At 72.6% G+C, this 18,641-nt stretch carries 19 protein-coding genes and 1 tRNA gene; 11 read left to right on the top strand and 9 right to left on the bottom strand.

What is annotated here, in order from left to right:
• Positions 1–172 precede the first annotated feature (172 nt).
• The 3 genes from malQ to AC3YO9_RS14290 are packed head-to-tail and all read left to right on the top strand — an operon-like array spanning position 173 to position 3,743.
• On the top strand, positions 173–2,014 hold the full coding sequence (gene malQ / locus AC3YO9_RS14300) for a 4-alpha-glucanotransferase (RefSeq protein WP_489983639.1): 1,842 nt from the start codon (positions 173–175) through the stop codon (positions 2,012–2,014).
• Positions 2,011–2,772: a meso-2,3-butanediol dehydrogenase gene (budC, locus tag AC3YO9_RS14295; RefSeq protein ID WP_489983638.1), complete on the top strand. Its 762-nt coding sequence runs from the start codon at positions 2,011–2,013 to the stop codon at positions 2,770–2,772. Before malQ ends, budC begins: the two co-directional genes overlap by 4 nt.
• Complete coding sequence (locus AC3YO9_RS14290) at positions 2,769–3,743, top strand: asparaginase (protein ID WP_489983637.1); 975 nt, start codon at positions 2,769–2,771, stop codon at positions 3,741–3,743. Before budC ends, AC3YO9_RS14290 begins: the two co-directional genes overlap by 4 nt.
• On the opposite strand, the gene AC3YO9_RS14285 is transcribed toward AC3YO9_RS14290, so the two are convergent.
• Positions 3,740–5,239: an FAD-dependent oxidoreductase gene (locus AC3YO9_RS14285; RefSeq protein ID WP_489983636.1), complete on the bottom strand. Its 1,500-nt coding sequence runs from the start codon at positions 5,237–5,239 to the stop codon at positions 3,740–3,742. The genes AC3YO9_RS14290 and AC3YO9_RS14285 overlap by 4 nt on opposite strands.
• 148 nt (positions 5,240–5,387) lie before the next feature.
• On the opposite strand from AC3YO9_RS14285, the gene AC3YO9_RS14280 reads away from it, so the two are divergent.
• The 4 genes from AC3YO9_RS14280 (at position 5,388) to AC3YO9_RS14265 (ending at position 8,464) form a co-directional block, all read left to right on the top strand.
• Positions 5,388–6,191, top strand: a complete 804-nt coding sequence (locus AC3YO9_RS14280) for a GAF and ANTAR domain-containing protein (RefSeq protein WP_489983635.1) — start codon at positions 5,388–5,390, stop codon at positions 6,189–6,191.
• Between the two features lie 5 nt (positions 6,192–6,196).
• The gene (locus tag AC3YO9_RS14275) at positions 6,197–6,958 is read left to right on the top strand and encodes a 1-acyl-sn-glycerol-3-phosphate acyltransferase (protein WP_489983634.1); all 762 of its coding nucleotides are present in this window, start codon (positions 6,197–6,199) and stop codon (positions 6,956–6,958) included.
• A 250-nt stretch (positions 6,959–7,208) separates the two neighbouring features.
• Positions 7,209–7,766 carry a CsbD family protein gene (locus tag AC3YO9_RS14270; protein ID WP_127782081.1) on the top strand — a complete coding sequence of 186 codons (558 nt, stop codon included), beginning with the start codon at positions 7,209–7,211 and terminating at the stop codon, positions 7,764–7,766.
• 29 nt (positions 7,767–7,795) lie between these two features.
• A complete protein-coding gene (locus AC3YO9_RS14265) occupies positions 7,796–8,464 on the top strand; it encodes an IF2 family translation initiation factor (protein WP_489983633.1) in 669 nt (222 codons plus the stop codon).
• A gap of 123 nt (positions 8,465–8,587) precedes the next feature.
• On the opposite strand, the gene AC3YO9_RS14260 is transcribed toward AC3YO9_RS14265, so the two are convergent.
• A complete protein-coding gene (locus AC3YO9_RS14260) occupies positions 8,588–9,631 on the bottom strand; it encodes a DUF4352 domain-containing protein (protein WP_489983632.1) in 1,044 nt (347 codons plus the stop codon).
• A 275-nt stretch (positions 9,632–9,906) separates the two neighbouring features.
• Here AC3YO9_RS14260 and AC3YO9_RS14255 point away from each other — a divergent pair, with 275 nt between their 5' ends.
• On the top strand, positions 9,907–10,098 hold the full coding sequence (locus AC3YO9_RS14255; RefSeq protein WP_489983631.1) for a DUF1990 family protein: 192 nt from the start codon (positions 9,907–9,909) through the stop codon (positions 10,096–10,098).
• Between the two features lie 6 nt (positions 10,099–10,104).
• On the opposite strand, the gene AC3YO9_RS14250 is transcribed toward AC3YO9_RS14255, so the two are convergent.
• Complete coding sequence (locus tag AC3YO9_RS14250; protein WP_164860559.1) at positions 10,105–10,560, bottom strand: helix-turn-helix domain-containing protein; 456 nt, start codon at positions 10,558–10,560, stop codon at positions 10,105–10,107.
• Between the two features lie 225 nt (positions 10,561–10,785).
• On the opposite strand from AC3YO9_RS14250, the gene AC3YO9_RS14245 reads away from it, so the two are divergent.
• Both AC3YO9_RS14245 and AC3YO9_RS14240 read left to right on the top strand, forming a co-directional pair.
• A tRNA-Arg gene (locus AC3YO9_RS14245) sits at positions 10,786–10,858 on the top strand.
• 32 nt (positions 10,859–10,890) lie between these two features.
• On the top strand, positions 10,891–11,226 hold the full coding sequence (locus AC3YO9_RS14240) for a DUF6966 domain-containing protein (protein WP_127782076.1): 336 nt from the start codon (positions 10,891–10,893) through the stop codon (positions 11,224–11,226).
• Positions 11,227–11,741: 515 nt separating this feature from the next.
• Here the strand turns inward: AC3YO9_RS14240 and AC3YO9_RS14235 are convergent.
• Positions 11,742–12,155, bottom strand: coding sequence for an excalibur calcium-binding domain-containing protein (locus AC3YO9_RS14235; protein WP_489983630.1), 414 nt, complete (start codon positions 12,153–12,155; stop codon positions 11,742–11,744).
• Between the two features lie 235 nt (positions 12,156–12,390).
• The gene (locus AC3YO9_RS14230; protein WP_489983629.1) at positions 12,391–12,900 is read right to left on the bottom strand and encodes a hypothetical protein; all 510 of its coding nucleotides are present in this window, start codon (positions 12,898–12,900) and stop codon (positions 12,391–12,393) included.
• Positions 12,901–13,177: 277 nt separating this feature from the next.
• On the opposite strand from AC3YO9_RS14230, the gene AC3YO9_RS14225 reads away from it, so the two are divergent.
• A complete protein-coding gene (locus AC3YO9_RS14225; RefSeq protein ID WP_489983628.1) occupies positions 13,178–15,160 on the top strand; it encodes an esterase-like activity of phytase family protein in 1,983 nt (660 codons plus the stop codon).
• A gap of 22 nt (positions 15,161–15,182) precedes the next feature.
• Here AC3YO9_RS14225 and AC3YO9_RS14220 read toward each other — a convergent pair whose 3' ends face one another.
• The 4 genes from AC3YO9_RS14220 to AC3YO9_RS14205 form a co-directional block, all read right to left on the bottom strand.
• A complete protein-coding gene (locus tag AC3YO9_RS14220; RefSeq protein WP_127782072.1) occupies positions 15,183–15,479 on the bottom strand; it encodes a MoaD/ThiS family protein in 297 nt (98 codons plus the stop codon).
• Positions 15,476–16,591, bottom strand: coding sequence for a WD40/YVTN/BNR-like repeat-containing protein (locus AC3YO9_RS14215; RefSeq protein ID WP_489983627.1), 1,116 nt, complete (start codon positions 16,589–16,591; stop codon positions 15,476–15,478). The genes AC3YO9_RS14220 and AC3YO9_RS14215 overlap by 4 nt, the downstream gene beginning before the upstream one ends.
• A 66-nt stretch (positions 16,592–16,657) precedes the next feature.
• Positions 16,658–17,461 carry an alpha/beta fold hydrolase gene (locus AC3YO9_RS14210; RefSeq protein WP_489983626.1) on the bottom strand — a complete coding sequence of 268 codons (804 nt, stop codon included), beginning with the start codon at positions 17,459–17,461 and terminating at the stop codon, positions 16,658–16,660.
• 55 nt (positions 17,462–17,516) lie between these two features.
• Positions 17,517–18,605: a phosphotransferase family protein gene (locus tag AC3YO9_RS14205; RefSeq protein ID WP_489983625.1), complete on the bottom strand. Its 1,089-nt coding sequence runs from the start codon at positions 18,603–18,605 to the stop codon at positions 17,517–17,519.
• Positions 18,606–18,641: the final 36 nt, after the last annotated feature.

Here is an 18,641-nt window from a genome sequence, read left to right as displayed (position 1 = left end):
TCTGGTGAGTGGGGCACGTCTCATCGAGGCCAAGGCGGAGTGTAACCAGTGTCACTTTTCTTCCGCACCGCACTGAGCAGGGTCGACACAGACAGAGAACAATCAGCCCCATGAGCGCACCCTGGCTGAACCCCGGTCTCGTTGTCCGCCGCCAGGTTCGGGCGGTGACGGCATGAGCTCCCCCGAGGTGAGCACCGACGAGTGGGGCATCTCGCTGACCTGGCTGGACGACTTCGACCAGGAACAGCACCCCAGCGAGCAGACCCTGCAGGCGCTGCGCACGGTGATCGGCACGCCCCCAGCCGACCTGGACCAGCGCGCCCCCCTGGTGCTGGCCACCGGCGACGCTGTGACCCTGCCCAGCGGCCAGCTGGTGTGCGAGGACGGCACCACCCTGGACGTGGGCGGCCCCGCAGGTGAGCTCCCGCTGGGCTACCACCGGCTGGTCCCGGCCGAGGGACCCGAGCGCCGCGTGATCGTCTCCCCCGGCCGCTGCTTCCGCCCGGAGCCGCTGCGCGAGTGGGGCATGGCCGTGCAGGTCTACGCCGCCCGCGCCCGCGGCAGCTGGGGCACCGGTGACCTGGCCAGCCTGCGCACGGTGCGCGAGTGGGCCCAGCAGCGCGGCGCCGGCTTCCTGCTGGTGAACCCGCTGCACGGCGTGGCCCCCACGCTGCCGCAGGAGGACAGCCCCTACCTGCCGGCCACCCGCCGCTTCCGCAACCCGCTGTACCTGCGCATCCCCGAGGTGCCCGGCGCCGACGACGTGCTCACCCCCGCCGACCACGCCGCGGCCGCCGAGCTGGCCGCGCTGGACACCCTGGACCGCGACGCGGCGTGGACGCTGCAGCGGGCGGTGCTGCGGCGCATCTTCGACGCCGCCCAGCCCCAGGAGTTCGCCCAGTGGCGGGCCGAGCAGGGCGCCCCGCTGCAGGAGTGGGCCACCTGGTGCCTGCTGGCCCAGCAGCACGGCGACGACTTCCACGACTGGCCCGAGGAGCTGCACGACCCGGCCGGGCCCGCGGTGGCCGCCGCCGTCGCCGCCCAGCCCGACGAGGTGGCCTTCCACGCCTGGTTGCAGTGGAACCTGCAGCTGCAGCTGGAACGCGCCTGCGACGGGATGACCGTGCTGCAGGACCTGCCCGTCGGGGTCTCCGGCGGCGGCGCCGACGCCTGGGCCTGGCAGGGCGTGATGGCCGACGGCGTCACCGTGGGCGCACCCCCGGACGAGTTCAACGGCCTCGGCCAGGACTGGGGCTCACCGCCGTTCGTTCCGTGGCGACTGCGGCTGGCCGACTACGAGCCGTTCATCCAGGGCGTGCGCGCCACCCTCGCCGGGGCGGGCGGGCTGCGGGTGGACCACGTGATGGGACTGTTCCGGCTGTGGTGGGTTCCGCCGGGCAAGGGCCCCACCGAGGGCGCCTACGTGCGCTACCCGTGGCAGGACATGCTCAACATCGTCGCGCTGGAGAGCCACCGGGCGCAGGCGCTGGTGGTCGGCGAGGACCTCGGCGTGGTGGAGGACGGCGTCCGCGAGGCGATGGCCGACTTCGGCATCCTCAGCTACCGGTTGCTGTACTTCGAGGAGGACGCCCCCGCCACCTGGCCGGTCGAGGCGATGTCCGCCGTGACCACCCACGACCTGCCCACCGTGTGCGGGTTGGTGGACGGCACCGACATGGCCGAGCAGCAGGCACTGGTGCTGGGCAGTGACGAAGAGCTGGCCGCCGCCCGCGCCGGGATGCTGACCAAGCTCGGCGTGCGCCCGGAGATGACCGGTGAGCAGGCGGTGCTGCAGGCCCACGAGAAGCTGGCGCAGGCCCCCTCGGCGCTGCTGTGCGCCACCATCGACGACGCGGTGCTCGCCGTGCGCCGGCCCAACGTGCCGGGCACCACCACCCGCGACAACTGGTGCATCCCGCTGCCGGTGCTGGTGGACGACCTGGGCGAGACCGCCTCAGCGGAGGCGCTGGCCGAGGAGCTGGGCAGCGCCGTGCGCCCCGGTGGCGCCGCATGAGCCGCTTCGCCGGAAAGGTCGTCGTGGTCACCGGCGGCGGCACGGGCATCGGCGCGGCCACGGCACAGCGCTTCGCCGCCGAGGGCGCGATCGTCACCATCACCGGCCGCCGTCGGGACAAGCTGGAGCAGGTGGCCTCCGCGGCCGACGGCGACGTGCGGGTGGCCGAGGTCGACGTCACCGACCGCGACGCGGTGGAGCAGCTGGTGGCGGACGTGGTGTCCGCCTGCGGCGGGCTGGACGTGCTGGTGAACAACGCCGGCACCGGCGCCCCCGGCGACGTGCTGCACACCAGCGACGAGGACTGGAACCGGGTGCTGCGCACCAACGTCGACGGTGTCTTCAACGGCTGCCGGGCCGCCATGCCGCACCTGATCAGCAGCGGCGGGTGCATCGTCAACGTCTCCTCGGTGTCCGGCCTGGGCGGGGACTGGGACAACGTCGCCTACAACGCGGCCAAGGGCGCGGTGGTCAACCTGACCCGCGCGCTGGCCATGGACCACGCCGCCGACGGGGTGCGGGTGAACGCGGTGGCTCCGTCGTTCACCTTCACCGAGATGACCCAGGGCATGGTCGGCAACGACGAGGTGATGGCCCGCTTCACCGACCGCATCCCGATGGGCCGGGGCGCGCAGCCGGAGGAGGTCGCCGCGGTGATCGCCTTCCTGGCCAGCCCCGACGCGGGCTTCGTCACCGGGGTGAACCTGCCGGTGGACGGCGGGCTCAGCGCCTCCAACGGCCAGCCGAGGATGACGTGACCACAGTCGCGGTGCTCACCACCGGCGGCACCATCGCCAGCAGCGCCGACGCCACCGGCGCCAAGGTGGCCGGGGTCTCCGGGGCCGAGCTGCTCGACGGGGTGGACCTGCCCGCCGGCGTGCAGGTGCAGGTGCGCGACGTGCTCAGCAAGAACAGCGCCGCCCTCACCCTGGCCGACCTGGACGTGATCCGCCGCGCGGTGGCCGCCGCCCTGGCCGAGGGCGTGGACGGCGTGGTGCTCACCCACGGCACCGACACCACCGAGGAGACCGCCTTCCTGCTCGACCTGGTGCACGACGATCCTCGCCCGGTGGTGCTCACCGGCGCCCAGCGCGGTGCGGACGAGCCGAACACCGACGGGCCCGGCAACCTGCGCGACGCGCTCGTCGTGGCCGCTGACCCGGCCGCCCGCGGCCTGGGCGTGCTGGTGGTGTTCGACGGGGCGGTGCACGCCGCGCGCGGCACCCGCAAGATGCACACCCTGGCGTCGGCTCCCTTCGCTGATCCCGAGCTGGGCGCGGTGGGCCGCGTGGTGCTCGGCGAGCTGGTGGTGCAGCGGCCGCCACAGCGCCCGGCCCCGTTGTCCGGGCTGACCGACCTCGCCGACGTGCGGGTGGACGTGGTGGCGCTCTACCCCGGCGCGGACGCCACCGCGCTGGACGCCTGCGCCGCCGCCGGCGCCCGCGGGCTGGTGCTGGAGGCACCCGGGCTGGGCAACGCCAACCCCACCGTGGTGGCGGCGGTGCGCCGGCACGTCCAGCGGGGCGTGCACGTGCTGCTGTCCAGCCGCGTGCCGGCCGGTCCGCTGCGCGCGGTCTACGGCGGCGGGGGCGGGGGCCGCGACCTGGTGGCCGCCGGCGCGGTCCTCACCGGGACGCTGCGCCCCAGCCAGGCCCGCGTGCAGCTGGCCGCGCTGCTGGCCGCGGGCGCCGACGACACGCAGGTGCGCACCGCTTTTGCCGCCAGCTAGCGAGGACTGAGCCCCGAGGTGCTCGGCCCCTCCAGCACCGTGCCGTCGGCGGCGAAGCGGGAGCCGTGCAGCGGGCAGTCCCAGGACCGCTCGGCGTCGTTCCAGGAGACGATGCCGCCCAGGTGCGGGCACATCGCCGACACCGTGTGCGTGGTGCCGTCCACCGTGCACACCGCCACCGGGGCGGGCAGGTTGCGGCGCACCTCGCCGTGGCCCTCCGCCGGCGGCGCCACAGGGCCGGGACTCAGCAGCGGCTTGATCCAGCCCTCGGCCAGGTTCCACCCCACCTTGGCGTTGAGGCTGGCGCCCTTGGGAAAGCCGACCAGCTCATGCAGCCGCCAGCTGTCCAGCACCCGGGCCCACGGGGCGCTCTGCTCGCCCAGCACCCGCTTGGACAGCGACAGCGCCGCGGCCACGGCGTTGGTCATGCCCCACTTGTCGAAGCCGGTGGCGATGAGCACGCGCTCGTCGCCGGGGGTGAGCGGGCCGACGTAGGGCAGCCCGTCGATGGACTCGTAGTCCTGCGCCGACCACCAGTGCGTCAGCCTCGCCCCGGGGAAGTGCTCCTCGGTCCAGCTGCGCAGGTCGTCCACCATCGCCTGCTCCGACGTCACCCGGCCGACGACGTGGCCGTTGCCGCCCACGATGAGCCGGGGCGTGCGGGCTCGCCGGCCGCGGAAGGTGGGCGCCGTGCGCAGCGAGCGGGTGGTGGCGTCGGCGCTGAGGTACATGCCGGTGGGGATCGGGCCGGGCACCGTGAACGCCAGGCAGTACGAGCGCAGCGGCTCCAGCCGCGCGAAGTAGCCGGCGCGGTCCAGGATCGGCATGCCGGTGGCCAGCACCACCCGGTCAGCGCGGACGTCACCGTGCTCGGTGACCACTGTGGTCTCCTCGCTCGGGTGCACCTCGGTGACGCGAGTGTTCTCGAAGATGTCCGCGCCCAGCTCCCGCAGCTCGGCGGCCAGGGCGAGCAGCACGTCCATCGGGTCGAGCTGGGCCTGGTCGTCCAGGCGCACCCCGCCCAGGGTGGGGTAGGGCAGGTCGAGGTCGCGGTCCCACCGCGCGTCCAGGCCGACCTTGACGGCCACGGCCAGCTCAGCCCGGGCCTGCCGCCGGCCCCGCGGGGTGGTGCCGTAGGTGATGGCGGGCGTGCGCTGCACGGGAACCTTGCGCTGGACGCAGTAGTCGAGCAGCCACTGCTGGCCCTCGCGGTTGGCCTCCACGTAGCTGCGCACGGAGTCAGTGGGCTGCTTGCTGGCCAGCTGGCTCAGCCGGGTGCCCTGCAGCAGGCTCACCTTGGCGGTGGTGTTGCCGGTGGTCACCGCACCCACCGTGCGTGCCTCCACCACCGCGACCCGCCGACCGGCCCGGGCGAACAGCAGCGCGGTGACCAGACCGGTGAGCCCGGCGCCGGCCACCACCACGTCGTAGCGTCGCCCCTCGGTCAGCGGGGGGTACCGGGGCAGCCCGGGGCGGTCGAGCCAGAGCGAGGTCAACGCGGGTCCTCCTGGGAGCCGGTGCGGGAGCCCCCCATGTAATCACCGTCGTGACCTGGTCGCACGTCGGTGCCGGTGGGGGACAGATCTGCGTCGCGAGTCGGGTCGTTCGGTGCCATCCTGGACCCGGCCCACCTGAGGAGTGCACATGAGTGACGTCATCGGCATCGGCGCCGCGACCTGCCCCCCGCCGACCGTTCCCGCCGACGAGCCGGCCCGGCTGAGCACGCTGCGGCGCTACGAGGTGCTGGACACCCCCCGCGACGGTGCGTTCACCCGTGCCGCCCAGGTCGCTGCGCACGTCTTCGACGTGCCGATGGCCACGGTGACCCTGGTGGACGAGGACCGGATCTGGTTCAAGGCCGCGGAGGGCTTGCCCCCCGGGGTCGCCGAGATCAGCCGCGAGCCCGGGCTGTGCGCGTCGGCGATCCTGCAGGACGAGCCCTACGTGCTGCCGGACACCCTGCGCGACCCGCGCACCCTGGAGAACAGCCTGGTTCGCGGCCGGCTGGGCGTGCGGTTCTACGCTGGGGCGCCGATCGTCACCGAGGGCGGGCACCGCCTGGGCACGGTGAACGTGCTGGACACCCGGCCCCGGGAGCCCACCTCGGAGCAGCTGTGCACCCTGCGCAGCCTGGCCGGCATGGTGATGCAGCAGCTGGACCTGCGGCTGGCCGCGCTGCGCGCCGCGCGCAACCAGGAGATGAACCTGCGCAACGCCCTGGCCTCACGCACCGACACCGATCGCGCGGTGGGGATGGTCATGCAGCACCGGCAGTGCACCGCCGAGCAGGCCTGGCAGGTGCTCACCCTGTGCTCGCAGGACTCCAACATCAAGGTGCGCCGGATCGCCGAGGCCATGGCCGAGCTGGTCGCCAGCACCACCCCGGCCCTGCTCGAGCCGACCGCCTACCGGGCCGCGCGGCGCGTCCTGCAGCTCACCGACCGCTAGTCCACGTGGCTTCTGCGCCCGCGCTGCTGCGGCGCCTGGGCACCGAGGTCGCCCGGCGCTACCACCGCCTCGAGCTGGCGGTGGCCGGCGACCTCCCCGACGCACCGGTGCTGCTGGTGGCCAACCACGGCTTCGGCGGGCTGCTGGACGTCACCCTGCTGGCCGTCGCCGCTGCGCTGCACGAGCTGCGGCCAGAGCGCCCGGTCACCGTGCTCGCCCACCCGCTGGCCTGGACGCTGGGCTTCGGAGCGCTGGCGGAGGCCTTCGGCGCCCGGCCCGCCAGCATGGCCAACGCGCTGGAGGCGTTCGCGCAGGACCACCACGTGCTGGTGCTGCCCGGCGGGGACGTGGAGGCGGCGGCCACCTGGAACAACCGCAACCGCATCATCTTCGACGGTCGGCCGGGCTTCGCCGCCCTGGCCCTGCGGGCGGAGGTGCCCATCGTCCCGGTGGTTACGGCGGGGGTGGGCGAGACGCTGCTGGTGCTCGCCGACGGGCAGAACCTGGCCCGAGCTGCACGGCTGGACACCTGGCTGAACCTGCGGGCGCTGCCGTTGTCGGTGTCGCTGCCGTGGGGGCTCAACCTCGGACTGGTGGGGCTGGTGCTGCCCTACCTGCCGCTGCCGAGCAAGCTCTGCACCGCCGTGCTGCCGGCCGTGCAGGCCCGCGACGGGGAGAGCGCGGAGGAGCTCGCCGGACGCGTGCAGACCCTGATGCAGGACCGCCTCACGGCGATGACCGAGGGCAGGCGACCGGTGCTCGGCTAGCGGCGCGAGGTTGCGGTTGACAGCACCGCGGGCCTCTGACCAGGGTGTTAGCCACGCCACTGCCGGGTGCGAATGCCGTGCACAGACGTACACTTAGGACTTCACGCGTCCTCGAGAAGCCGGGATCGCTGCCACCGTCCGCCCTGGGCCCCGCCTGCACAAGCACGGGTTGCTCGGGGCCGGAGCGGGTGGCCACCGCACCACGGACGCCCGTCGGCGTCCGACCACGCGAGACCACTAGGAGTGCTGAATGACTGAGCAAGACAAGTCTGGTGAGGCCCGCAAGGGCATGTTCGACTCGATCAAGGGCAAGGCCAAGGAGGTGGCCGGCGCGCTGTCCGGCAACGACTCCCTGACCGCCGAGGGCCAGCTGGACCAGACGCAGGCCGCCCAGCGCAGAGAGGCCAACGCCGACGCCGCCGTGGCCGACGCAAAGGCCAAGGACGCTGCCGAGGACCTCACCGAGGTCCGGCAGGAGGCCGCCCAGGAGCGCACGGCCACCGCCCAGGAGTCCGCCGCGGCCAAGCAGGCTGCCGAGGCCCGCCAGCAGGCGGAGCGTCGCCAGGCCGAGGCCGCCAAGCAGCAGGAGACCGCCCGCGAGCAGGCCCAGGCCGAGCGGGACGCCAAGGCCAAGGAGCAGGGCGCCGAGGCCACCGCCCGCGCCAAGTCCACCTCCGCCGCACAGGACGCCGCCCAGGCGAGCGCCGAGCACACCGCCGCCAACGCCGAGGCGGCCAACGCCGAGGCCGCCGCCGAGAAGGCCCGCCGCGAGGCGGCGAAGCTCAGCGGCGACGCCGAGCTGTCCTGACCACCACCACACCGATCGAAGGAGACCGCATGAACGTGCTCAGCATCCCCAAGGCCGCGCTGCGGCTGCCCTACCAGGTGGCCCGACTCCCGCTGCAGCTCATCGAGACGCAGGTGGTGTCCCGCATGCACGACGAGGCGCCCGTGCGGCTCGCCTACGAGCGCACCCTCGGCGCCATCGACGGTGCCGTCGGTCGCGCCCTGGGCGACCCGGCCGCCATCCGCCGCGGGGAGGCCCTGCAGGAACGCAGCGCCGCCCTCACCCGGGCCGTGGAGCTGCAGGAGGAGGCCGACCGCAAGCGCGAGCAGGCCGACGCCGAGCTGAAGGCCAAGCAGCAGCAGGCCCGCGAGGACCAGGTGGCCGCGCAGCGGGAGAAGCAGCAGAAGCAGGCCGCGGCGCGCAAGGCCGAGGAGGACCGCAAGAAGAAGGCGGCCGAGCAGGCCGAGCAGCGCGCTGCGGCGGAGAAGAAGCAGGCCGACGAGCTGGCCGCCAAGCGCAAGCGGGACGCCGAGGCGGAGAAGAAGGCCGAGCAGGCCAAGATCGACGCCAAGGAGAAGCAGGCCGCGGCGCCGGCGACGGCCGAGCTGAAGGAGGCCGCCGCCAAGCGTGACGAGGCCACCCAGAAGCGGGCCGACGCCAACCAGGTGGAGAAGCTGGCCGAGGCAGAGAAGACGCAGCGGCAGAACGCGCAGAGCTAGTCGGCGCAGAGCCGTCAGCGCAGAGCTAGTCGGCGCAGGGCCAGTCAGCGCAGCACCGCACCACGCAGAGAGCCCGGCAGCCGGACGCAGTGTCCGGTTGCCGGGCTCTCTGCTGTGCGGCGCCTAGCGCTTGTTGATCCAGACGATGCGGTCCTCGTCGCCCAGCTGCGGCTCGAAGGTGACGGCGTAGGTGCCCGACGGCAGCCCGTTGGGCTGCTCGAAGCAGACGTTGCCGGTGATCTCCGCGCCCGGTGCCACCGCGCCGGACTTCAACCGGTTGGGGATGTCGGAGGCGTAGCTGGCGTCCTCGATGCGCCCCGTCGGGTCAGCCAGCTCCCAGCGCAGGTTGGTGAAGGTGCGCTCCTTGGTGTCCTGGTTCTTCAGGACCACCGACGTGCAGAGCAGGTCGTCGTACCGGCCCTTGAACTCGGTGAGCGCCGTGGTGGTGACCGCGATGCTGTCCTTGGTGCCCAGCTCGCCGGCTTGGACGATGGTGTCGCCCGAGCTCTTGCCCGGGTAGTTGTCACCCGAGGTGGTCGACGAGCTCGACGGCGCCGCACTGGAGCTGGAGCTGGAACTGGAGCTGGACGGGCTGCCGGAGCTGGACGGGGCAGCGGAGCTGGTGGGGGCAGCGGTGTCGCCGCCGCCGTCGTCGGAGCTCTGCACGGCCACGATGGCCACGCCGGCGCCGATCACCAGCACCGCGAACGCCGCAGACGCCCAGATCCAGGTCTTGTTGTTGTTCTTCTGCGGCGGCACCGGCCCCTGCGGGAAGCCGGGCTGGCCGTACGCGGGCTGGCCGTAGCCGGGCTGGCCGTAGGTGGGCTGGCCGTACTGCTGCTGCTGGTAGGCGTTCGGGTCGTACTGTCCCTGGGCGTACTGCTCCTGGCCGTAGCCGGGCTGGCCGTACTGCGGCTGCCCGTAGCCGGGCTGGCCGTACTGCGGCTGGCCGTAGGCGCTGGGGTCGGTCTGCCCCTGCGGGTACGGCCCCGAGGGGTAGGAGCCCTGCGGGTAGGGACCGGACGGGTAGGAGCCCGGTGCGTAGCCCTGCTGACCCTGGTCACCCTGCTCGTTCTGCGGGGGGGTCGGGTTGGACGGCTTCTGCCAGCCGGTGCTCTGGGGCTCGCTGGACGAGTCATCTCCGGTGGGCGGAGGCTGCTGAGACATCGACGTGGTCCTTTGACTGGGGGGAGGTCGGCCGGGGCCGAAAGCCGCTCCTCGTTGGACCCAAGTGGCCGAAAGAGCAACCTTCGCAGCGCATTCTAAACAGATGCCGGCTCACACCCGTCACATTCCGACGCGGCCGCCGAGGCGGTGGCGGGGCACATCACGGCTGGTTGCGCGAGTGCTGCGGCCGCGAGGGGGCGAACACGAGTGCACGCAGACAGGACGAGCGACCGTCTGGCGCGAGCCACGGCGCCGCAACCACCCGCACCGCCACCGTGCTGATCGGGCTGGGCACCGAGCGCGGGATCGAGCGCTTCACCGTGGAGCTGACCCCCGAGGGCGTGGTGACCGGCCGCGTGCAGGCGTCGCCGCCGGCCTGGCCGGTGCTCAGGCCGCTGGGACCAGCGCCTCGGTGGGTGCAGCGGTGCATCGCTGCGCTGTACCCGCGGCGGCTGCAGGCACGCTGAGCACGCTCAGGCTCGGGCGCAGCAGCCCCAGTCAGCCAGCTGGTTCAGCAGCTGCGCGCCCGTGGTGTTGTTCGCCGACGCCAGCACGTCGAGGTCCGCTGCGCGCATCTCCAGCAGCGTGGACGTGCCGCCGCGGCGGTGCAGGACGGTCTCCACGTGCTGGCGCACTGGCTGGGCCTGCTCCTGCGTCAGCTGGCGCACCCGGTCGACGTTGAGCACCAGGCGCACCGGCTTGGCGTCCGCACGAAGCTCCGGGATCAGCTCGGCCACACCGACACCGTAGAAGCGGGCGAGCGCGGCCAGGCGGATCATCGTGAGGCCGCGGTCACCCCGCTCGTAGGAGCCGACGACCACAGCCTTCCACTGGCCGTCGGACTTCTCCTGCACGGCCTGCAGCGACAGTCCCAGTCCCTTGCGGACCTCGCGCAGCCGTCCGCCCAGCGCCTTGTTGAACTCTGACATGGTGCCCCCACCCCTACCCGTACCGCTCGTCCCCCCGGACGTGCTCACCCACCATGGCACAGGGCACCGACACCGGTCAGTCGTGCGAACGCAGTACGGCCACGCCTGGGCGCCCCGCCGCGGTACGCGGAGGCCTCCAGTACCATCATCAGGGCTGTTCGCCGACCGCTCTGGCCGCCGAGAGCCTGTGGTGGGAGATCTCTTGACGGTTCTCTTGCTACCCCCGCCTCTATAGCTCAGGGGATAGAGCATCGGTTTCCTAAACCGTGTGTCGCAGGTTCGAATCCTGCTAGGGGCACCCAGCGCGGGGCGGCTGACACAATCGGTCTCGTGGATTCGCTTGAGGCAGAAGATCGTTCCCAGCGACTGCTCGGTAACGTCGCGCGAGCCCACGAGCTGCTCAACCGTTGCGGTGAGTCCTGGTGGGCGCGGTGGATCGCCGTCGTCCAGCGCGAGCTGACGGCACACGACGCCCACGGGCTGGAGCGGCTCCTCAACGGATATGGCGGCATGGGCGGCTTCCACGATCTGGTCATCCACCCCATGAATGGCCACTCCGTGGCGGCGGACGACGTCGATGCCGTCAACAACGAGCTCGTCCGGCTCAGCGCGGAGATGCATGGCGATGCCCGCGCGCTGCTCGGCGCCCTCCGTCGGGAGCGATAGCCGGTCCCTCGTCCGCTCCCACCACAAAGCCCGTGACAGGCTGCGGGCATGACCACTGGCGGCCACTCCCGAGGAACCGAGCAGCTACCTCGGTGGCAACGGTGGGCGGGCCTGACCCCCGCACCACAGTGGTCCTTGCGCCGCCGGATCGCTTACGGCGTGCTTGCAGCCGTCGTCATCCCGGGCACGTTCTCCCTGGCAGTGGGCGCGCGAGGGCCGTGGTTCGGCGTGTTCGCTGCACTCACCTACACGGCGATGTTCGCATCCGGCGTTCTCGCACCCAACCGATATGACCGCTGGATGCGCCGGCACCCCCGAGTCGACGGCGCGTTCTTCGGTCCGCTCGTGTTCATCCCACTGGGCTTGTTCACTGATCTCAGTCTCGGGTGGTGCGGAGCAATCGCCGTGGTGGCAGCTCTCGTGCTGGTCTTCCTGCCTCGGCGCCAACGTCCGAGCGGGTCAGTCTGATGACGGGTCGGGTCCACACCGGCTAGCTCCGCGCGTGCCCCCGACAGCTACTGCTCGCAGGCGACACCGTCGCCGTCTCGGTCGAGACTGGCCTCGTACCCGGGATCGCCGGTGCGCAGCGGGGCCGCGCCAGCAGCCTGGGCGGCTGAACAGTTCTCGTAGGAGGCGCCGGCTGGGGACCTCGGCGCTGACGGCGTTGCCTTGGTGGAGCTGGTCGGTGTCGTGGGCGTGGTTACGGTGCTGGCCGGACTCCGCGTGGTTACCGGCGGCGCGACTGGGGCGGCTGTGGTCGTCAACACCAAGGAAGTGGGCGTCAGGCTCGTGGGGGCCGTGGTCGAAGCAGTTGTGGTCGAGGCGCTTGTGGTCGTGGTCGGATCGGCTGTGAAAGTTGTCGTCGAGGACGGTTCAGCAGTGGGGGTCGCGATGGTGGTGGGTGTCGACGTGGGTGCCGTGGTGGTCATGGTCGGCTCAACAGTGGCACCGGACAGCAACGGAGTCGTTGTCGAGGACGGAGCTGTGGTGGCACTGGGATCCGTCGGCTCGGCACCGTCCCCGTCACCACACCCCGCAAGCGCAACAACCGCTACGACGAGTCCGGAGATCACCACACTGTGCACTGGGCCTGCCCTCCCACGAAACCTGCGCGCTCAGCACAGGATGCCTCGACCAGGAGCGCTCGCGCCCGTCACGATCTGGTCACGAGGATCGGCGCAGCTGCCGCACCACCAGGGGCAACGCGGCCGCCACCACCACGATCAGCACGGCGAAGGCCAGCGGCCGCAGCACCGAGTGGGCCGGCGCCACCACCGAGGCCAGCAGCGCCAGCCCGCTCAGCACGCCCAGCGCCAGCAGCAGGCGGTCCTCGGTCGTGGGCAGGCCGCCGGTGATGGCCTCGCTCTCGGAGTTGCCGGTGAGCACCAGCCAGTCGGTGTCGCGGTAGGGCGGCTTGAGCTGGTGCGCGCGCTCGCTGACGTGCGCCACGTGCAGGGTGCGCTCCTCCCCGTCGGCCAGGTTCACCACCACGCGCGGGCTCTTGCGCACGTCGCCGTAGCTGGCCTGCACCGAGTGGCTGCCCGGCTCCAGCGGCATCGTGCGGGCTTGGCCCCGCTTGAGCCTGGCCACGACGACGTCGTCGACGATGATCTCGAACCGCTTGGTCGCCCCCAGCCGTGCCGTGTTCCGGACAACCGTGATGTGCGCTGACACGTTGAGCCCCCCGCTCCCCGCCGTGCGCCACCTAAATCAGCTGGGCTGCACGGACATTCAGACACTACAACTGCTCACGGTCCGTGTCAGGACTGTTGCGCAACGTGTCTCACCTGCTTCTTCGGCGGCAGCACCTCCCCCCGGCCCAGAATCGTCAGCCCCCGTTCACCCTGGCGGCACCGCAACACCCCTGCCGATTCACCACGGCGCCGGATCATCGCAGCCGCCTGACCAACCGGGCAGGCACCAGCGAGCACACGTCCTGATTGGATCCCCCGTGCGTCGTCCCACCTCTCGTCCCCGAGCTCGCCTGTACGCCGGTTGCGCCCTCGCCGTGGTCGGCGCCACCAGCGCGGCTCTGGCCGCACCTGCCGGGGCACTCGCGCAGCCCAGCAGCCCCACCGCGGGCGCCACCACGCTCTTCCGCACCGACCTGCCGCCGCTGGCCGTGGTGGGCGGCGCCTCCCTCAGCGCAGGCGCCTACGGCTCCTCGCTCTACCCCAAGCCGGGCACCAGCGACGAGTTCTACGGCCTCACCGACCGGGGCCCCAACGTGGACAGCCCCGTGGCCGGCCAGAAGATCGAGCCGCTGCCGAGCTACCAGCCCCAGATCGGGTTGTTCCGCCTCGTCGGCGGCACCGCCACGCTGCTGCAGGTGATCGGCCTGCAGGGCCCGGACGGCAGCCCGTACAACGGCCAGGTCAACCCCGAGGCCTCCACCAAGGAGACCATCGTCGACCTCGACGGCAACCGGCTGGCCGACTCCCCGCTGGGCTACGACTCCGAGGGCCTGGTGGCCATGCCCGACGGCACCTTCTACGTCTCCGACGAGTACGGGCCCTACATCACCCACTTCGACGCCACCGGACGCCAGCTCGACCGGCTGAGCCCGTTCGACGGCTCGCTGCCTCGCGAGCTGGCGATGCGCGACCCCAACAAGGGGATGGAGGGCCTCACCGTCACTCCCGACGGCACCACCCTGGTCGGGGTGATGCAGAGCGCGCTGATCACCCCTGACCTGAGCGTCAAGCCCAAGAACGTGGTGCCGCTGCGCATCGTCACCATCGACCTGGCCACCAAGGCCACCCACGAGTACCTCTACCTGCGCCACCTGGACAGCGCGGAGACCAACGTCAGCGAGATCACCGCGCTGGGAAACACCACGTTCCTCGTCGACGAGCGCGACGGCAGCACCGGGCCGGACACCTTCAAGAAGCTGTTCAAGATCGACCTCGCTGGCGCCACCGACGTGGGCCCGGCCAGCACCGTCGCCGGCGCCACCTACGACCCAGCGGCCGGCGGCCTGCTGGTGCAGGGCAGGTCCATCGAGGCCACCGTGGGCAAGGCCACGGAGGCCGCCGCAGCCACCGCCCTGACCGCCGCCGGCATCACCCCGGTGACCTCCCGGGAGTTCCTCGACGTCACCGCCCTGGTGCACGACGTGGACCCGACCGGCGGGTACTTCGCCCACGACAAGATCGAGGGGGCGGCCGTGCAGAACGGCACCGGCCTGGTGACGCTGAGCAACGACAGCGACTACGGCATCGACGCCGTGGCCGAGGGCTCCACCTCCGCCCCGTACTCCCTGCACGTCAAGACCACTCCGGACGGCAAGCAGGACGACGGCGCCTTCCTGCAGGTGGACATGACCAAGGTCGCCGCTGCGTTCGCCCCCGGCTACACCGCCCCCACCCTCACCTCGGCGGTCACCGGCTCCACGCTCACCGTGAGCGCCACCGGGCTCGAGCCGGCCACCACCTACGCGCTGCGGCTGCGCACGGAGTCGGCCGCGCTCGGCACGCTGACCACCGACGCCCGCGGCACCGCCTCCGCCGCGGTCGCCGTGCCGGCGGACTTCGGCGGCGCCCAGGTGGTGCAGGCCGCGCTGCCCCACGGCGTCGCGGCCAGCACCACGGTCACGCTGCCCGCGGTGTCGCGCCCCGGTCACCTGCAGGTGCTGCCCGGCACCGCCGAGGCCGGCGGGGTGCTCGGCGTGCTGCTCACCGCCTGGGCCCCGGACACCACCCTCACCCTGCAGGTCGAGGGCAGCAGCCAGACGCAGACGGTGCGCACCAACGCCTTCGGCTTCGCCGTGGGCGCCACGGTGCTCGACGCCGCCACCCCCGCAGGCACCCACACCCTGCGGGTGACCGCCGCCGACGGCGCCACCCGCACCGGCGAGCTCACGGTCACCCCGCTGGTGCCGTGGTCGCCCTACCAGGTGCTCAGCACAGTGCTGCGGGTGCTGCTGGGCCTCTGATCCCCCAGCCGCACTGCCCCTGCTAGCCGCCGGCCATCGCCCCCACCACCAGGTACGGCTCGTCCCCGGCGAGCACGGCCTGGGGCAGGGGCGTGTCCGGCAGCTCGTGGGACAGGTCCTCCTGGCAGGCGAAGAACCGCACGAACGGGCGGCGCTTGCCGCTCTCCCGGTCCCGGATGGTGCCGCGCAGCACCGGGTACTGCTGCTCCAGCAGGTCCAGCACGGTGCGCTGGGTGGCCTGGCCACCCAGGTCCAGCTGCACCTCGCGGTCGGTCTTGGCCAGCACCCGCAGGTGGGCGGGAAGCACTACTCGGATCATGACAGCGTCTGCACCTCCACGGAGAGCACGGCGGGCAGGTCCCGCACGATGGGCGACCACGTGTCGCCGGAGTCGGGCGAGCAGTACACCTGCCCGCCGGTGGTGCCGAAGTACACCCCGCACTGCTCCAGCGCGTCCACCGCCATGGCGTCGCGCAGCACGTTGACGTAGCAGTCGCGCTGGGGCAGCCCCACGGTGAGCGGCTCCCACTCCTCGCCGCCGGTGCGGCTGCGGTACACCCGCAGCCGCCCGTCCGGGACGAAGTGGTGGTAGTCGCTGGTGATGGGCACGACGTAGACGGTGTCCGGCTCGTGGGCGTGCACCTGGATGGGGAACCCGAAGTCGGTGGGCAGGTTGCCGCTGATCTCGTTCCACGTCCCGGCGCCGTCGTCGCTGCGCATCACGTCCCAGTGCTTCTGCATGTACAGCACCTCCGGCCGCAACGGGTGCATGGACAGGCTGTGCACGCAGTGGCCCACCTCGGCCGCCGGCGACGGGATGCCGTCGGACAGCAGCCCCTTGTTCACCGGCTGCCAGCTCTGCCCGAAGTCGTCGGTGCGGAACACCCCGGCGGCGGAGATGGCCACGAACATCCGCTCCGGCCGGTCGGGGTCGAGCAGGATGGTGTGCAGGCACATCCCGCCGGCGCCGGGCTGCCACTGCGGCCCGGAGCTGTGCTCGCGCAGGGCGGTCAGCTCGGTCCAGGCCTGGCCGCCGTCGGTGGTGCGGAACAGCGCGGCGTCCTGCACCCCGGCGTAGACGGTGTCCGGATCGGTGGACGAGGGCTCCAGGTGCCACACCCGGGTGAACTCCCACGGCCGCTGGGTGCCGTCGTACCAGAGGTGGTTGCCCGGCGGAGTGGCGTAGGAGAAATCGCTGTCCACGGCGTCCCAGGTGGCACCGCCGTCGTCGGAGCGGTGGATGAGCTGGCCGAACCACCCGCCCGAGGGGGCGGCGTAGAGCCGGTTGGGGTCGGCCGGCGAGCCCGCCACGTGGTAGACCTCCCAGCCCGGGAAGAACGGGCCCTGCACGTCCCAGTCGCGGCGCCGCTCGTCGGAGGTCAGCACGAAGGCGCCCTTGCGCGTGCCGACCAGTACGCGTGCTCCACTCATTCGACTTCCCCTCTCCGCCGTGAACGTCCTCCTCGGTGGACGCCACGGGTGCGGGGAACTCATCGCTCAGCCGGTGGCGGCGTCGTCCAGGAACTGGGCCAGCGCGGAGAGGAAGGTGTCGGGCTGCTCGGAGTGCACCCAGTGGCCGGCGCCCTTCACCCGCACCAGCCGGGTGCGCGGGAACAGCGCCGTCATCGCCGCGCGGTTGTCCTCGCGCACGTAGCCCGACTCCGCCCCGGCGATCCACAGCACCGGCTTGTCGAACACCGCCCCCTCGGGCGGCTCCGGGAAGCGGCCGAGGTCAGCCAGGTGGGCGTGCAGGACGTCCAGGTTGAGCCGCCAGCGCCAGCCCACCTCGCGGTCGCGCACCAGGCTCTGCAGCAGGAACCCCCGCACCGTGGGGTCGGGCACCGCCTCCGACAGCGCCTTGTCCGCGTCGCCGCGCGAGGTCAGCGCGGCCAGGTCCATCGCCCGCATGGCGGTGAGGAACCGGTCGAAGTCCGAGCCGCTGCGCTCGGCCGGGTAGCTCACCGGGGAGATGTCCACCACCACCAGCGCGGTGAGCAGCTCGGGCCGGCGCAGCGCCAGCGTCATGGCCGCCTTGCCGCCCATCGAGTGCCCCACCAGCGCGACCGGCTCGCCCAGCTCGGCCAGCAGCTCGGCCACCCCCTCGGCCATCACCCCGTAGTCCTGGGTCTCCGTCCAGGGCGAGCGCCCGTGGTTGGGCAGGTCCACCGTGGTGACCCGGTAGCCGCGCTCGGCCAGGCGCAGCGCGATGGTGTGCCAGTTGCGCCCCTGGCCGAACAACCCGTGCAGGAAGACCACGCGGGGCCCGGACTCGCCGACGGTGCGGCTGGCAAGAGTGCTCACCCGCCCATCTCACCAGAGCCGGTCCGGACCGCGGCGAGGTCAGGGCAGTGCAAGGTCAGGGCAGCAGCGCGAACGGGTCGTGGTCACGGATGGCGGCGCAGGAGCGCTGCGCCATGGTCGCGAACATGGCCTCGGCCCGCTCGCTGCGCTCGGCCTGGGCGTACACCGCGCCCAGCACGGTCACCAGCGGTCCCTGCAGCAGCCCCAGCCGGTAGTCGCGCCAGGCGTCGTCGTCGGTGTAGCCGGTGACTCCCCCGGCGCGCAGCGCCTGCAGGTAGGCCGCCAGCAGGTCCTCCTCGGCGTCGCGGCGCACCTGCGGATCGAGGCTGGTCTCCAGGAAGTAGCCGACGTCGCGCCCGGGTGGGCCGGTGGCCGCGGTCTGCCAGTCCAGCGCGGTCACCGTCCCGTCGGCGCCGAACATGAGGTTGTCCAGCCGGTAGTCGCAGTGCATCAGCGCGAACGGCTCGGTGCCGGTGACCACCCAGGCGGCGACGGCGTCGGCGGCGCGGGTGAGCACCGCGACGTCGTCCGGGCTGAGCCGGCTGCCCATCCGCTCGGTGAACAGCGGCACCGAGTCGACCATCAGCGGACCCAGGAAGTCCGGCGTGTTGAGGCCCCCCGCCTGCAGCCACGCCCGCGCGGCCAGGGTGGGGTCGCACCAGGTGGAGGCGTGCAGCCCGGCCAGGTTCACCAGCGCCGCCCCGGCCTGGGTGGCGTCGCAGCCGGCCAGCTGGTCGCCCGGGCGGGCGTCGGCCACGTCGTCGAGCACCAGGGTGAACACCGAGCCGTCGGCGGAGATGTCGCCGAACCAGCAGCGCGGCACGCGAGCCAGCACCTGCCCACCCAGCTCGGTGTAGAAGCCGACCTCCTTGAGGTACCCCTGCCGGACGATGTCACGGCTGCCCGGGTCCCCCGCGGCCAGCTTCACCACCAGCGTCTGCGGCCCCTGACCGTGCGCCCAGCGCACGTGCAGCCGCAGGTTGGTGCCGATCTGGCCGACCCCGATGGGTGCGGCTCGCACCTCGGCCACCGCCAGGTCGTGCCCGGCCGAGCGCAGGGCCGCGGTGAGCCAGTCGGCGGTGAGCTCGGCCGGTGAGTCGATGGGGCCAGGTGATCCGGTGGCGACCCCGGCGTCGGTCTGCATCGCACGTCCCCCTGCTGCGTTGCCGCCCAGTGCATC

It is taken from the genome of Rhodococcus sp. Z6_132, from assembly GCF_058133635.1.
The sequence above is the reverse complement of the archived record's forward strand: the minus strand, read 5'-3'. Positions and strand labels throughout refer to the sequence as shown.